14 protein-coding genes are annotated in these 14,566 nt (G+C 44.5%); 4 read left to right on the top strand and 10 right to left on the bottom strand.

The window, feature by feature from the left end; translation table 11 throughout:
• Positions 1–201 precede the first annotated feature (201 nt).
• The 4 genes from ACFQZT_RS21765 to ACFQZT_RS21750 all read right to left on the bottom strand — a co-directional run bounded on the left by ACFQZT_RS21765 (position 202) and on the right by ACFQZT_RS21750 (position 3,068).
• The gene (locus ACFQZT_RS21765) at positions 202–1,050 is read right to left on the bottom strand and encodes a type VI secretion system tube protein Hcp (protein WP_379302988.1); all 849 of its coding nucleotides are present in this window, start codon (positions 1,048–1,050) and stop codon (positions 202–204) included.
• Between the two features lie 72 nt (positions 1,051–1,122).
• Positions 1,123–1,284, bottom strand: coding sequence for a paeninodin family lasso peptide (locus tag ACFQZT_RS21760; RefSeq protein ID WP_379302986.1), 162 nt, complete (start codon positions 1,282–1,284; stop codon positions 1,123–1,125).
• Positions 1,285–1,317: 33 nt separating this feature from the next.
• Positions 1,318–1,887, bottom strand: coding sequence for an Hcp family type VI secretion system effector (locus ACFQZT_RS21755; RefSeq protein WP_379302984.1), 570 nt, complete (start codon positions 1,885–1,887; stop codon positions 1,318–1,320).
• Positions 1,888–2,018: 131 nt separating this feature from the next.
• Positions 2,019–3,068: an NAD(P)/FAD-dependent oxidoreductase gene (locus ACFQZT_RS21750; protein WP_379302982.1), complete on the bottom strand. Its 1,050-nt coding sequence runs from the start codon at positions 3,066–3,068 to the stop codon at positions 2,019–2,021.
• A gap of 274 nt (positions 3,069–3,342) precedes the next feature.
• Here ACFQZT_RS21750 and ACFQZT_RS21745 point away from each other — a divergent pair, with 274 nt between their 5' ends.
• The 4 genes from ACFQZT_RS21745 to ACFQZT_RS21730 are packed head-to-tail and all read left to right on the top strand — an operon-like array spanning position 3,343 to position 7,089.
• Positions 3,343–4,134, top strand: a complete 792-nt coding sequence (locus tag ACFQZT_RS21745; RefSeq protein WP_379302980.1) for an ABC transporter ATP-binding protein — start codon at positions 3,343–3,345, stop codon at positions 4,132–4,134.
• 4 nt (positions 4,135–4,138) lie between these two features.
• The gene (locus ACFQZT_RS21740; RefSeq protein WP_379302978.1) at positions 4,139–5,053 is read left to right on the top strand and encodes an iron-hydroxamate ABC transporter substrate-binding protein; all 915 of its coding nucleotides are present in this window, start codon (positions 4,139–4,141) and stop codon (positions 5,051–5,053) included.
• Between the two features lie 21 nt (positions 5,054–5,074).
• Positions 5,075–6,079: a FecCD family ABC transporter permease gene (locus tag ACFQZT_RS21735; RefSeq protein WP_379303209.1), complete on the top strand. Its 1,005-nt coding sequence runs from the start codon at positions 5,075–5,077 to the stop codon at positions 6,077–6,079.
• A gap of 2 nt (positions 6,080–6,081) precedes the next feature.
• Positions 6,082–7,089 (top strand): FecCD family ABC transporter permease, encoded by a 1,008-nt coding sequence (locus tag ACFQZT_RS21730; RefSeq protein WP_379302976.1) that lies wholly within the window; start codon positions 6,082–6,084, stop codon positions 7,087–7,089.
• 214 nt (positions 7,090–7,303) lie between these two features.
• On the opposite strand, the gene ACFQZT_RS21725 is transcribed toward ACFQZT_RS21730, so the two are convergent.
• The 6 genes from ACFQZT_RS21725 to ACFQZT_RS21700 all read right to left on the bottom strand — a co-directional run bounded on the left by ACFQZT_RS21725 (position 7,304) and on the right by ACFQZT_RS21700 (position 14,405).
• The gene (locus ACFQZT_RS21725) at positions 7,304–8,530 is read right to left on the bottom strand and encodes a GNAT family N-acetyltransferase (RefSeq protein ID WP_379302974.1); all 1,227 of its coding nucleotides are present in this window, start codon (positions 8,528–8,530) and stop codon (positions 7,304–7,306) included.
• Positions 8,531–8,665: 135 nt separating this feature from the next.
• Positions 8,666–8,800: a hypothetical protein gene (locus tag ACFQZT_RS21720; RefSeq protein WP_379302972.1), complete on the bottom strand. Its 135-nt coding sequence runs from the start codon at positions 8,798–8,800 to the stop codon at positions 8,666–8,668.
• 121 nt (positions 8,801–8,921) lie between these two features.
• Complete coding sequence (locus ACFQZT_RS21715; protein WP_379302970.1) at positions 8,922–10,394, bottom strand: amidase family protein; 1,473 nt, start codon at positions 10,392–10,394, stop codon at positions 8,922–8,924.
• Positions 10,395–10,490: 96 nt separating this feature from the next.
• Positions 10,491–11,777, bottom strand: a complete 1,287-nt coding sequence (locus tag ACFQZT_RS21710) for an amidohydrolase (protein ID WP_379302968.1) — start codon at positions 11,775–11,777, stop codon at positions 10,491–10,493.
• Between the two features lie 105 nt (positions 11,778–11,882).
• A complete protein-coding gene (locus tag ACFQZT_RS21705; RefSeq protein ID WP_379302966.1) occupies positions 11,883–13,478 on the bottom strand; it encodes a multicopper oxidase family protein in 1,596 nt (531 codons plus the stop codon).
• Positions 13,479–13,496: 18 nt separating this feature from the next.
• Positions 13,497–14,405: an SDR family oxidoreductase gene (locus tag ACFQZT_RS21700; protein WP_379302964.1), complete on the bottom strand. Its 909-nt coding sequence runs from the start codon at positions 14,403–14,405 to the stop codon at positions 13,497–13,499.
• Between the last annotated feature and the right edge of the window lie 161 nt (positions 14,406–14,566).

Genomic DNA, 14,566 nt, shown 5'->3' with positions numbered 1-14,566 from the left:
AAATTCCAAGTATACGTATCTCATTACATTTCTGTCTCTTGAACCTAACACAGCAGACGTATTGGGTCAATTAGAATGATCTTATATGATTTATCAGTTATGCTGATAAAGGATTGTAACGCTTACGGGAATCAGGGATATTTTATTTTAAAAAAGTAAAAACTGCGATACAAGAATAACTCCTTGTACCGCAGTTTTTTTCTAATACGAACCGGCCCCGCTGAAGGAGCCTGAATCAAAATTCATGATGTTGGCCGCTTCTACATCGCCTTCCTTATTTGTGCTGAAATACTCTAAAGAATGAGTATCGCCCGCATAGATTTCGAATGTGCCAGTGTAGGTGGCCCAACTGCCGCCGTTGATCCGGTATTGTGTCTGTTGCACGGTGCCGGAATCAGCCGTGGCTTTCAACGAAACTTTGAATCCTTTGATGTATGAAATCCCTTTAGGACTTGTTTCGTAAATCGGATCAAAATGATATTGCGTCATAATGGATGTGATTTTTCCTTGGCTGATTTTCAATGTATCGGTATTTCCAGGCGAGCCATCGGGCTTTTGAGTGGTATACTCGAATAACATTTGATCGAAGTGGAGACTTATATTCTCTATGACTTTGGACTCCTGGTAAGACATGTCGTAATTGGTTACCCGGATATCACTAAAATGAATTTTCAAGTAAGTCAAGTTGTTTTTCGGATTATTGTTTTGAAAATACAAGGTTCCTTCACGAATCTTCTGCCCTACTGCCAGAGTTTTTAAAATGGACAACGATGAAGCATCCATCTCCTTTGTTATTTTCACGTCATGGTATTCTGGTTTCCCCGCTCTGCCTACTTGCGAATCGGGTACGGTGGCCTCGAACGAGTAGGACGATACGACTATAGCGTCTTTATAGGGACCTTCGGAAAAACTGCCGTGAATCCCGTCCAAAGTTAGCAGTTTGGAAGGCAAGCTCCCCGGTGCGGCGAATGAGGAAGCCGGCCAGGTGATCAACAGAATGGCGGCAGTCAGCAGGGTCATTAGCCTTCTCAGATTGAAAAATCCCAACAATCAAATCTACTCCTTTTCATTGGATACAATATGTATCTAGAAGCTCGCGATCAGCCCAATTATCTATCTGTTTCAGCTTTCTAAGAGTAATTCCCTCTTCCAGAAATCCCCATTAGGGGTGAATTCCCATATTCCATTAGAAGCCATTGTAGATTTAACATCCAACATAATGAGATGCGGTTTACTCCACGGCTTTTTATTTTCGGAAATATGCGGTTGCTCAGGTTGTCCCATAGGTGAACCTCCCTACTTTTATTCTGGTAATCATTAATTGGCAGTGCCTTTGTTTACATCAATGTCTAATGTCTGTTTGGATCCGGGTCTTCCATCTTCTCTCAACGCAATATACTCGAATTGGATATCAGCTGCATTTAAACTCAAGGATTCTGTGATTTTTTCCGTTTCCGCTCCTGAATATTGGACGGAGGTTACCATGATGTTTTTTAATTTAATAGTGAGGTAGGGTGTATTGGAGTTATTGAAGAAGTAGAGCGTTCCGGAAGCGATACTATGCGCCGTTGCAAGATTCTTTAACAGCGGCAAAGAAGCTGTGTCAAAGCTCTTCATAAAACTAAAATCTGAGAAAGTAGGTTTACCCTGTCTGCCGTTATTAAGAGGTCCACTTATAACTGGGTTCGTCGCACCGAAGGAAAAACTGTAAACATCAATGCCGTCCTTCACACGTTGGTCCCTAGATTCACCCTTTATGCCGTCCAGAACCAAAATAATCGAAGGTCCGGGCGTCGCGGCATGCGTGGAAACAGGCGAAAACCAAGTAGCAAATGAGATGAAAGTGAGTAAAGCCATGAAAAGCTTCAAATTAATGATTTTGAACAAAAGAATCAGCTCCTAAAGTTTTTTGGATACATTTCGTATCAATACTATCATACTTTTGTCCATAAGACTAGAGGCCTATTTGATCGACGATCGATCTTGCCGATTTCAATTTCAAAGCCTTGACTCACCTTTTATCGGATCATTTGTTTAATAAGCTCCCGGTTGCGTTTTTTAAACACTTCATTATGGGAAGATACCATCCCATATTTGTCAGCCGTAGGCTGAATATAGAGTTTGGCTTTGTTCACAGCATTGGCCGCATCCTGGAAAGCGCCAGCGATTAAATGAACTTTCCCGTCGTGGCTTAAAATGTCCCCCGCAGCATAAAGACCTTCAACCGACGATTGGCTCGATGAAGTGCCGGCAATATAGTAATTGTCTGCAATTTTAATGTTTAATTCGCTATTTTCCAGCAGTGTCGTATCGCGTTCATAACCGTGATTAATAATTACTTCATCGATCAGCAAGGACGAGACGTCTCCCGTTTCATGGTCGATTAATTCAACGCGTTCAATGAGTTCATGATTAGCGCCGGCAACTAACTTGGAAATCGAAGTGTTGAAGAAGCAAATGACCGAACTGCTCATTAACTGTGTTGCTTGCGCTTCATGGCCCGATAACTGATCTTTTCTATAAGTTAAATAGACTTGATCGGCAATCGGCTCCAGCTCATTAGCCCAGTCAATCGCAGAATTGCCTCCGCCTGAAATAATGACTGTTTTACCTTTGAACCGCTCCAAGGACTTCACGGTATAATTTAAATTGGATACCTCATATCGCTCTGCGCCTTCAATCTCCAGCTTCTTGGGATTCAAAATTCCCGAGCCAACGGCTACAATAACGGTTTTCGAGAAATGCTGTTCGCCAGAAGCGGTATGTAAAACGAAAATCCCCTTTTCGTTCCGCTTGATGGACTCCACTTTTTCACTCAGCACAACTTCAGGTTGAAAAGTTAACCCTTGCTGTACAAGCTGTTCGATAAGTTTAGCGCCTGGAACCGGCGTGAGTCCCCCGACATCCCAGATCATTTTCTCCGGATATACATGTATTTTTCCGCCCAACTGCGGCTGATACTCAATAATTTTCGTTTTCAATTCTCTAAGTCCGCTATAGAAAGCTGAGTAAAGGCCAGCCGGCCCGCCCCCAATTACAGTCACATCGAACAGATCAGGTTGATCCAATTTATCTCACTCCTCAACATTAATTGCGATTGATAATCATTCTTAATTGAATATACCGCTTTTCTATTCTTTTGACAATCAAATACTTTTATCACGGTCCATCGAAGTTGAGCCGCCGCCCCGCTCCTAAAGATTGGTGTTATCGCCACTGTATGATTAAAAAAATAATATTGACATAAAGCACCAGTTTAAAGTAACGTATTGTGTAATTGATAATAATTATCATTATCATTTAACAATTGGCTGCCAAATACGAATAACTGGAGGTTGGATTATGGTTCGCCTGTATACAGATGAACTGAGCATTGGTTACAATGACCGTCTGATTGTGAAAAATCTCAGTGCTCAGATTCCGGATCGTAAAATTACCGCGATCATCGGAGCGAATGGCTGCGGAAAATCTACCCTGCTGAAGGCAATCACTCGGATTATTCCTCATCAATCCGGAACCGTCGTATTGGATGGAGCGCTTATTTCTAAAGAAAATACCAAACTGCTCGCCAAGAAAATGGCTATTCTTCCGCAGACACCTGAGAGCGCAAGCGGTTTAACCGTCGGCGAACTCGTATCCTACGGCCGTTATCCTTATCAAACAGGCTTCGGGCGCCTAACAAGAAAGGATTACGAAGTCATCGACTGGGCTCTTGTTGTGACGGGAACGCACCATTTTAAGTACCGGCCGGTTGATGCTTTGTCCGGAGGTCAACGACAACGCGTATGGATTGCGATGGCTTTGGCTCAAGAGACGGACATTATCTTTTTGGATGAACCTACGACCTATTTGGACTTGGCTCATCAACTTGAGGTTCTGGAACTTTTACAAAAGCTGAACAAGGAACAAGGACGCACGATTGTTATGGTGCTTCACGATTTGAATCAGGCTGCCCGTTTTGCCGATTATATTATCGCGCTTAAAGACGGTGAAATCGTGAAGGCCGGAACCTGTGAAGAAGTGATCAGCCCTGAAGTGCTGCAGCAAGTATTCGGCATCGATGCTGACATCGGCCGAGATCCTCGAACCAATAAGCCGATGTGCGTTACATACAATTTATTAAGGGGAGTTTAAGCAAATGAAAAAACGATTGATTCCATTCCTGCTTATCATCGTACTGACGATGAGCGCTTGCAGCAGCCAAACCACAACGAAGAACACAGCCAACTCGGATAGCAAACCGACAACTATCATTTATCAATCTGAAAACGGTCCTGTCGACGTTCCTGCCAACCCGCAGCGCGTCGTTGTCCTTTCAAGCTTCGCAGGGAGCGTCATGGCGCTCGGGGTCAAATTGGTCGGCGTCGACTCCTGGTCTAAAATGAACCCGCGCTTTGCAACAGCCCTACAAGACGTGCAAGAGGTCACCGATGAAAGCTTGGAAAAAATAATTGAATTAAAGCCCGATCTCATCATCGGCTTGAGCAATGTTAAAAACGTCGACAAATTAAAGCAAATCGCTCCTACGGTAACATTTACATACGGAAAAATAGATTATTTGACGCAGCACATCGAAATCGGCAAGCTGTTGAACAAAGAAAAAGAAGCCAAAGCTTGGGTCGATGACTTCAAAAAACGCGCGCAAAAAGCCGGTGATGACATTAAAGCCAAAATCGGTGCAGACAAAACGATTTCCGTTATTGAAAGCTTTAATAAGCAGCTCTATGTTTTCGGCAACAACTGGGGACGCGGTACGGAAATTTTGTATCAGGAAATGAAGCTGGCCATGCCGCAAAAAGTTAAGGATATGGCTTTGAAAGACGGCTATTACGCCTTGTCTCTGGAAGTTCTTCCTCAGTTCACGGGCGACTATGTGATCCTCAGTAAAAACCCGGATGCCGACAACTCATTCCAAAATACAGATACATTCAAAAATATTCCGGCGGTAAAAAGCAATCATATCTTTGAAGTGAACGCGAAAGAATTTTACTTCAATGATCCGTTGACCTTAGATTACCAACTGGACTACTTTATTAAAAACTTGGGTAAATAACAACGCAAGGATGAGAGAATGATGACCAAAGAAAATCAACGCTACATCCCGTTTGGATATAAACTAATCGCTGGAATCATCGTTTTTATGGCGATGTTTGTGATCGCCTTGGTGTTTGGCGCAGCGGACGCCACGGTCCGAGACGTATGGTTAGCTCTAAGCTCCAAGGCTTCGGGCGATCAACTTTCGATCATCCGCGAAATTCGATTGCCGCGTGAAATTGCGGGAATAATTGTTGGAGCCGCATTAGCCGTTTCCGGCGCCATTATGCAAGGGATAACGCGAAACCCGCTGGCCGATCCGGGATTGCTCGGTTTAACGGCCGGTGCCAATGCGGCGCTTGCGTGCACGATCGCTTTTATGCCTTCAACCAATTACTTCGGCATTATGATTGCCTGTTTTCTAGGAGCTGCCCTAGGCGCTATCCTGGTATTCGGCATGGGTGCGATGAAAAAAGGCGGCTTCTCGCCGCTTCGCATTGTGCTGGCCGGCGCTTCCGTTTCCGCATTCCTCTTCGCCATTTCGGAGGGTATCGGGATTTACTTTAAAATATCCAAAGATGTGTCCATGTGGACGGCCGGCGGACTCATCGGCACCTCTTGGAGCCAGCTGCAAACGATCGCACCCTTCATAGCGGTTGGAACGATGATTTCGCTGATTCTCTCCAAGCAGCTTACCCTTCTTAGTTTAAGTGAAGAAGTTGCCGTTGGCCTTGGGCAAAAGACGACTCAAATTAAAATGATTCTTTTTGCCGTTATTGTCTTACTCGCAGGCGCTTCGGTTGCGCTTGTCGGGAACATGGCCTTCATCGGCCTCATGATTCCGCACGTTGTTCGGGCCATTGTCGGAACCGATTACCGGTTTATCATTCCGATGTCGGCTATTTTCGGAGGCGCTTTTATGCTGTTTGCGGATACTTTGGCACGAACGATCCATGCTCCGTATGAAACGCCTGTGGCCGCTATCGTTGCAATGTTCGGTCTTCCCTTTTTCCTCATCATCGAACGGAAAGGGAGGAAAGCATAGCCATGATTCATCCGGCCATAATCAAAAAGCAACGACTCCTGGTATACGGCGCGCTCGTGCTAATTACGATTACGATTATTATCGGAATGGGCTTGGGGTATTCCTCGATCTCCTTCGATAAATTGGTTCCGACGCTGCTCGGCCAGGGCACGTTCAAAGAAAATTTCGTCTTATTTTCCGTCCGCTTGCCACGAATCATCATTACCCTGTTAGCCGGAATGGCGCTTGCCTTGTCTGGCTCCATCTTGCAAGGCATTACGCGAAATGACTTGGCAGATCCAGGTATTATCGGGATCAACTCCGGCGCCGGCGTTGCCATTGCCGTATTCTTTTTGTATTTTCCCATCAAAGCGGATACATTCGTTTATGCGCTGCCGTTGGTTGCTTTTATCGGCGCAATCATCACGGCATGTCTGATCTATTGGCTGTCGTATAACCGGACGGCTGGCTTGCAGCCGGTCAGATTGGTGTTGATCGGAGTTGGCTTTTCCCTGGCGCTGTCCGGGATTATGATCGTTATTATTTCATCGGCCGAGCGTGCCAAAGTAGATTTTATCGCCAAATGGCTGGCCGGAACGATTTGGGGGACGGACTGGCCGTTTATTGGGGCGATTCTCCCGTGGTTAGTCCTGTTGATTCCATTGTCGCTATATAAAGCAAATCGGTTGAATCTTCTCGGAATGAGTGAACCAGCAGCCATTGGCGTCGGCGTGTCGATTGAAAAAGAGCGAATCGTACTGCTGTTAACTGCGGTTGCCCTGGCAGCTTCAGCGGTTTCTGTCACAGGCGGGATTGCCTTTATCGGGCTCATGGCACCGCATATCGCCAAAGCTCTTGTCGGACCTAGGCATCAATTATGTCTACCGGTCGCGATTTTGCTGGGCGGTTGGTTGTTATTGCTAGCAGATACCATAGGACGCAATGTCGTAGGCCCTGATGGCATCCCGGCAGGGATCATGGTCGCATTGATTGGTGCGCCGTATTTTATGTATTTGTTGTTGAAGAAATAATTTTCTTTTTTCCAGACAACAGGCTTGCCGATTTTAGTGTGATTTCCTCCAGATTTACAAAAAACAGGTCAACTCATGAATAATATACATGAATTGACCAGTTCTTTTTCCCTCAGAGATTTTCCTATTTGACAGTCTGTCACAATTACGGTGCTTTATCTTTTATATCTTGTGGGATTTTAAAAACGCTATCATTGAGCTGCGAGTTTATCGTTTATAAAAAATCCAGTAAATACGTCGAACGGTGAGGAATCAATGCCTCGAGGCGGCTAACAGCATCCGCTTCACCTTTCAGGCGCTCAATTCCACTCATATAAGAAGGCCGCTGGTAGCCCATAAACATGGCTGTGAGCGTTGTAATATCACATGCTAAATCGTAAGAGGCGCCATTGAGGCTTGTTTCCTCGCCATTCAGCTGAACGTCCGACAGTTCCTCAAACTCAATGCGGACACTCCCATCAACAAGGTGTTCGATCGCAAAGAGACCATTGTTCCATTTTGCTTGAGCATCAGTGACCTTAAGTGTCAACTTCCTGCCAATCTGAATTCCATCAGCGGCAAATGGAATCTGTTCCAAAAACCGCCTGACATCAACGATACGCGCCATAAAATAAGGCACAATCTCCTGCTTGATCCGAGGGTTATCCAGCATAAATGGCAACTGATCATCACTTGGAGCGCTTAGAGTAACCTTATCCAGCATCGAATCATGATCTGCGATAAATCGCCACAGGCCTTTCACAGCTCCCCAATGCAGCGATACCAGTTCATAAATTTGGCATATCTTCTCTTTCACTTGATAATGAATGTAGCCGCCTGCTTTGCCTTCAGCATCATAATAGACGGCTACAGAACCCTTCTTTTTGGCAAAAATACGCTGCTTCCACCATGTTTCATCCCTAACCAGAGTTCCATTATAACGTGCGGCGTATTCACTATATATCGCATTTAATAGCTCAATATCATCATGACCGATCCGAACCACCCTTCCCGGCTGTGGAGGCAGCTTGGGCAGTAAAGCTGTTGGAATTTCATATTTTTTTGTTTCCGTATAAGTCTCCCAACCAAACTTCCGGTAAAATGCGAATTGAAACGGATAGAGGAAGGATAGCATCTGCCCCTGCTCTCTCATCACATGAAGCGCATGGTGCAGCAGTCCAGCAACAAGTCCGCCGCGACGGTATTCCGGCCAAGTAGCAACACCGGCGATTCCCCCCATCTCCCATCGCTTGCCGTACAGCCATGTATGCAGCTCTAGAACTGTTAGACGGGCGGCCAATTTCCCATCAAGGTAAGCGCCCCAGTTTTCCTTTTCTATAAATTGGGACCGCATTTCCTCCCGCTTATCTGGCGAAAGCTCATATTGAAATGCAAATTCAGACAGTGCCAGACTGTCGAGGAATTGCTCTTTTGAAATACGTCGAATATCGAGTCCCTTCATGTTATTCCCTCCGATATCATTCATGTGATCAGTTCAAGCATATGGGATAGGAAGGCTTTATTCCATCTGAATTTGCACAAACTGTATCGGTACAATGATCCTCTCAAAAAAAAGAGAGCCCATCAGGCTCCCTCATCACTCATCTTCAGAACTCATTGTGCTATTTTCTTCGTAATCATTAGGGATTACAACAAATGCATTCTCATTGATCTTTACTGACCAATCCTCTTGAGAACTAAACAGCTCGTTTAACAGATTATCCATTTCCATAGCGACTCACTCCCTCCTTTTATAGATACAGGAAGAACAACTTATCTTTTAAGTTAACCGCTGTTTAACTTTAATATTCATAGATTATTGAGTTTTTTTGATGGAAGGACCTCGTCATTACTTATTCAAATTGGGGTGGAAAACGATGAAGTGTGGCCTGTTCGAAACTATAGGCTATTTTTATCAACAAAGGTTCACTAAATGCTTTTCCTGAGAAAACGACTCCAAAAGGTCCTTTCGTTGAATCACCATCCGAATCCATAACTCCCTCTGATGAATATCCGGCCGGAACAGAAATCAAGGGATAACCCAATCGTGCAGCTATATACATCCCATCCACATCTCCGGGCAGCATTAATGCATCTAACCTGTATTTATCTATTACATAATCGATCCCTTGTTTTAGTGGCAGCTCCATATATTCTTGACGCTTCTGAAGATAGGTTTGATCGGTTAGAGTTGTTTCTTCTGATCTTATTAATGTGTCTTGCCCATATTTTAAAGCTGACTCCGCATTTTTATCATTATATTCGATCAATTCTTTCAAAGAGTGAATCGGTGCAGAATCAGCTAATTTGGACAAGTAATCATTTAAACCCTTCTTAAATTCATAGGTAATAACATCATTATTCCAGCTATTCTGTTCGATATGAAGAGTTACGGGGTCTATAATAGTGGCGCCAGCATGTTTCAAAGTGGTAATCGCAGCTTCCATGATAGAAAGTCTTCCTTCGTCCAAATCTTTATAATAATGTCTTGGAATGCCTATTCTCGCATCGCGTAAAAAATTTGCATCCAAGAAAGGTGTGTAATCCTGATAAGATAAATTTATGCTCGCTAACGTAGCAACATCCTTGTCATCCACCCCAGTTAATGCACCCAATATTATAACAGCATCCGAAACAGTTCTGGCTATAGGTCCAGGAGTGTCCTGGCTACTGGAAATAGGTATAATGCCGGCACGACTCACTAATCCGACAGTGGGTTTGATCCCAACTAGTAAATTTTGGCTTGCAGGACCGACAATCGAGCCCGCCGTTTCGGTTCCAATTCCGGCTGCGCCAAGATTTGCAGCTATTGCCGCAGCCGTTCCGGAGCTAGACCCGCTAATGAATAACTCACCAGGACCATATGGATTTAGAACCATTCCACCACGTGAACTATAGCCGGCCGGCATCGTGCTTGACATAAAATTGGACCATTCTGTCATATTCGTTTTCCCAAGTAATACTGCACCAGCCGAACGGAGCTTGGAGGCTACGAATGAGTCCGCCGCCGCGAATGATCCGGCTAAAGCTACTGATCCGGCACTGGTATGCATGTTATCGTATGTGTCTATATTGTCCTTCAATAGAATAGGAATACCGTGTAATCTTCCGCGAGCCCCTTTTTCTTTACGTTCTATGTCTAAAGCCCTGGCTATTTGTATAGCCTCTGGATTTAATTCTAATATTGAGTTTATTCTCGAATCGTACTTATTAATCCGGTCCAAATATACTTGAACGAGCTCTTCAGATGTTATTGAACCCGCTTCCATGGCATTCTGCATACTCATAATATCTGCTTCTATTATCCAATCCTGCAGTTTATTCAATTGAGCACCTCATCATAAAGTAGTACCTTAAACTTACCACAAACGTTTTACTGCATGACATGGAGAGTTTGGCTATAATCATATTAGAAATCAATTTTAAATACCATTCACGATCCGTTTCGCTCGAGTCGTTACTTGGGTAAAAAGCTCATCTTCGTCGATTGTTTGGAGCTCGCGATGCTTCATAAGTATTTTTCCATCAACGATGGTTGTATCTACATCTGCCCCGTTCACACTAAATGCGATTAAAGATGCGACATCGTGCATCGGTTGCAGGTGCGGTTTCTTCATATTTATTAAAATGATATCGGCCTTTTTTCCAACTTCCAATGTACCGGTCTCATGGTGGATATTTAGCAATTTGGCGCTTTCAGAAGTCGCCATGCGTAAAATCTGAGCAGCAGGTATCCTGGTAGGATCCCCGTAATCTAATTTCTGCAGCCATGAGGCAGCCTTGATTTCTTCAAACATATCCACAGTCGTAGCACTTCCTGCCCCATCTGTTCCTATGCCAACTGTGATCCCTTGTTCAATCATTTCCGAGATAGGCGCAATACCGCACCCTAATTTTAAATTGCTTATGGGATTATGAGATACGCCGCCGCGCATGCCCTTCAAATATCCAATGTCACGCCGATTCAGGTGTACACTGTGGGCTAAAAGCACATGGGATTTTTCAAATAATCCATTTTGATATAAATATTCCGCTGGCGTTTGATTGTACTTATCCCTTATGGTTACTACTTCTTCTTTAGTTTCTGCAAGGTGTATATGGATAGGCAATTGTTCGATTTCTGCAAGTCCTATAACATGCTTTAAGTGTTCGGGCGGACACATATAGGGTGAATGCGGTCCGAACATGGTAGTTATTCTGCCTTCTGCTTTTCCGGACCATCGATGAATAAGATCGAGTGCTTCCGTAAGCCTTTTTCCTCCATCTTCTTCTATGAAAACCAGCCCCCGGGTAAGCGATGCCCGCATACCGACTTCTTGAACAGCAAAAGCAATTTCATTCATGTGAATATACATATCAGCAAAAGATGTGGTCCCTGATTTAATCATTTCAGCCATCGAAAGTTTGGCTCCCCAATAAATATCCTCGGGTGTCATTCTCGATTCAGCGGGAAGCATTTTTTTATTCAACCAATCCATCAGCTTTAAATCGTCGGAAAACCCTCTTAGTAAACTCATAGGCGTATGTTGATGTGCATTAATTAGGCCTGGCATGGCCACAAAACCATTTCCCTGGATGACTTCGTCTGCAGGAGTACGGATCTCCGGCTGAATTTCCGCAATTTTATCCTGATCAATTAAAATATCACCGACAAACGGCGCCTCTTCTTTCCCTGTAAGGATCGTCGATTTTTTAATAAGAATTTTCATTGAAGCCTCCTGTAATCGTTTGAATACAGAATAAACCTTGACGTAAGGTGAAGGTCAACCATGGCTTCTCTGCAAAAGAAAACCGCCTCTTGAAAAGGCGGCTGATTAATTGTATTTGTCTTTATGAAAACGGTGAAGGGTAATCATTCTCATTAGTTTATCTTTTAATGTATTCTTTTTCTTCAGGATTTCAAACGGTCGCATCATCTCGTAATCTTCATGTTCGAGCATGTGACAATGCCATACAAATCGTCCGGTGAGAGGTCCAAAACTCGCGATAAATGAGGTAACTTGACCGGCTGGAGCACGAATCGTATCTTTAAATCCCCTTTCGTTAGGATCTGGAGGGGCAGCCTCTCCTGTAAACTTAAGTTTTCCTGTGGCTTGGAAATGGGCAACGTCAAAGGGCTGGCGCTCAAGAATTTGCATGTCTACGATATGTAAATGAATGGGATGGTCATCCGTTGAAATATTGATTAACCGCCATATCTCAATAGTTCCTAACTCTATTTTCTCGGAAATACGATCGATCCACATTTTGCTGTCCAGTAAATTAAGCGATCTGCCATATTCATCAGCTACCCTGACGAGTGTGAGATCTCTTGTCCTGCTTGCCATATTTCTTGAAAGAAAATCGATTTTCGTTAAATGATCCGGAAGGGCGCTGGTATCTTTGCCTTTTAACGGAACGGTTACTCTGAACTGCATCACATCGGTTGTTTCTGGAGAGGCACCCTTGAAGACATTTTTAAGCACGATCGACTTACCAAAGGATCGAGAAAAATCGACGATCACATCCGCACGCTCGGTAGTGAGGAGGAGGATCTCATTCATTTTCACTGGTTTCTCCAGCAAACCGCGGTCGGTTCCAATTTGATAAAACGGCTGTCCAGAGTCCAGTTTAAATGTAATGGCTCGACTATTGGAGGCGTTTAAAATGCGGAATCGATACTTTCTCGGTTCCACTTCGACATAGGGCCATACTTTCCCATTTACTAAAATCGTGTCTGCGTCAAAAGGTGTGACAATGGAGGGAAAAGGAAGACGAGGGTTATTTTTATCCGGTGTACTAGGGTAATAGAGCGAACCGTCCGGATTGAACGAACGATCCTGAACTAAAAGAGGGATTTCATAGATTCCCGTCGGCAAGTTTAGGGATTGTTCATGCTTGTCGCGGATGATAAAAAATCCTGCAAGTCCCGCATACATATTCAATCTCGTTATGCCCATTGTGTGATCATGATACCACAAGGTCGTGGCTTCAAGATTCGGGTACTCATAGACTTCTCTTTCAAACAAAGGTCCTGTTTGTTCAAAATTTCTCGTGAACCAGGCTTCAGGATACCCATCGCTATGAGCCGGCTGTTTTCCTCCGTGCAGATGAACCACAGTCCGAACCTCAGGAAGATTTTTGCCTGCACCATGGATGGTCGTGTCGATAGGGAGAAAATGCTTCGCGGGCAAGTCATTCATCCATTTGACATATGTCGTTTCATCCTTCATCACATCGAAAGTCGGGCCAGGGTACATGCCGTTGTAGCCCCATAAGCGGGTGGGTCCTAGATCACGATGCAGTTTTTGCGTAAATTCCCTCATGGTCACTTCATAATACGAGCCTTTCTTGTCTCGCTTGATCGGGGAAATGGTTTCGGGAATCGGCAGCTTATCGACGAATTTTTGCAGTTTTACTTTCACCGGCATAATCCAGCGCCTCCTTCATCACGAATAACGAATCTTTCCTCCGTTCACATGCATCACCTGGCCTGTGACAAACATAGAGTCATTGGCGGCAAGGTAGACATAGGCGGGAGCTACCTCGAAAGGCTGAGCGGCACGCCCGAATGGGATGTCGGTGCCTAGGGTGGCAACTTGTTCCCCGGAGTAGGTGCTGACAGTGAGAGGGGTCCATGCTGGTCCTGGAGCAACCGCATTGACCCTGATCCCGCAATCGGCAAGAGACAATGCCATCGTGCGTGTAAAGCTTACAATAGCTCCTTTGGATGCAGCGTAGTCGATAACGTTCTTATCCCCTTCATACGCGACTCGCGAAGCCGTATTAATAATCGAACTGCCTTGATTCAAATAGGGCAATGCCGCCTTTATCAAATAAAACATAGGAAAAACATTGGTTCGGAACGTGTTTTCGAGCTGTTCATCGGAAACGTCCATGATGCTGGCTGTAAATGGTTGTACGGCAGCGTTGTTAATCAAGATGTCCAGCCTATGGAAATGTTGAAGAGTTTCACTAATAATGTCAGCCGCATTCGCGGGAATACGAAGATCTCTTGGCAGAAGAATACATTTGATGCCGAATTGCTCAACGTAATGCTTGGTTTCCTCGGCATCCCGATGCTCATTTAAATAAACGATCGCCAGATCGGCGCCTTCTTTGGCATAAGCTGCCGCTATCGCACGACCGAATCCGCTATCTCCCCCGGTAATAATGGCAACTTTACCTCTTAGCTTTCCGCTTCCGACATAACCAGGGTAATCGAATATCGGCCTCGGCGTCATAAGGTACTCTAGCCCCGGGACTTGATCTTGGTGCTGCGGGGGGAATTCAATCGGCTTGCAAACCTTCTCAATTTGGTGGCCGATAAATGGATATACAGGATAGGGATTCTGCATGGATTGCCTCCTCTAAACATTGATCGTTACTATCATATGTACAGAAGGCAATTCCATGAGGAAATGATAAAAGACGTACCGGTTGGACGGAACGCCTTTCCATTGAATTACATAAAATGCCTATAGAGTTTTTTACTCCTAATGTAAAGAGGCGAAGAATA

Origin of the sequence: Paenibacillus sp. GCM10027628 (genome assembly GCF_042676385.1) — a bacterium.
Lineage (GTDB): Bacteria > Bacillota > Bacilli > Paenibacillales > NBRC-103111 > Paenibacillus_E.
The sequence above is the reverse complement of the archived record's forward strand: the minus strand, read 5'-3'. Positions and strand labels throughout refer to the sequence as shown.

Coding starts and splice junctions, on each gene's coding strand:
- ACFQZT_RS21760 (WP_379302986.1), bottom strand. CDS start 1,284: ATGGGACAACCTGAGCAACCGCATATTTCCGAAAATAAAAAGCCGTGG.
- ACFQZT_RS21745 (WP_379302980.1), top strand. CDS start 3,343: ATGGTTCGCCTGTATACAGATGAACTGAGCATTGGTTACAATGACCGT.
- ACFQZT_RS21740 (WP_379302978.1), top strand. CDS start 4,139: ATGAAAAAACGATTGATTCCATTCCTGCTTATCATCGTACTGACGATG.
- ACFQZT_RS21735 (WP_379303209.1), top strand. CDS start 5,075: ATGACCAAAGAAAATCAACGCTACATCCCGTTTGGATATAAACTAATC.
- ACFQZT_RS21730 (WP_379302976.1), top strand. CDS start 6,082: ATGATTCATCCGGCCATAATCAAAAAGCAACGACTCCTGGTATACGGC.
- ACFQZT_RS21725 (WP_379302974.1), bottom strand. CDS start 8,530: ATGAAGGGACTCGATATTCGACGTATTTCAAAAGAGCAATTCCTCGAC.
- ACFQZT_RS21720 (WP_379302972.1), bottom strand. CDS start 8,800: ATGGAAATGGATAATCTGTTAAACGAGCTGTTTAGTTCTCAAGAGGAT.
- ACFQZT_RS21710 (WP_379302968.1), bottom strand. CDS start 11,777: ATGAAAATTCTTATTAAAAAATCGACGATCCTTACAGGGAAAGAAGAG.
- ACFQZT_RS21705 (WP_379302966.1), bottom strand. CDS start 13,478: ATGCCGGTGAAAGTAAAACTGCAAAAATTCGTCGATAAGCTGCCGATT.
- ACFQZT_RS21700 (WP_379302964.1), bottom strand. CDS start 14,405: ATGCAGAATCCCTATCCTGTATATCCATTTATCGGCCACCAAATTGAG.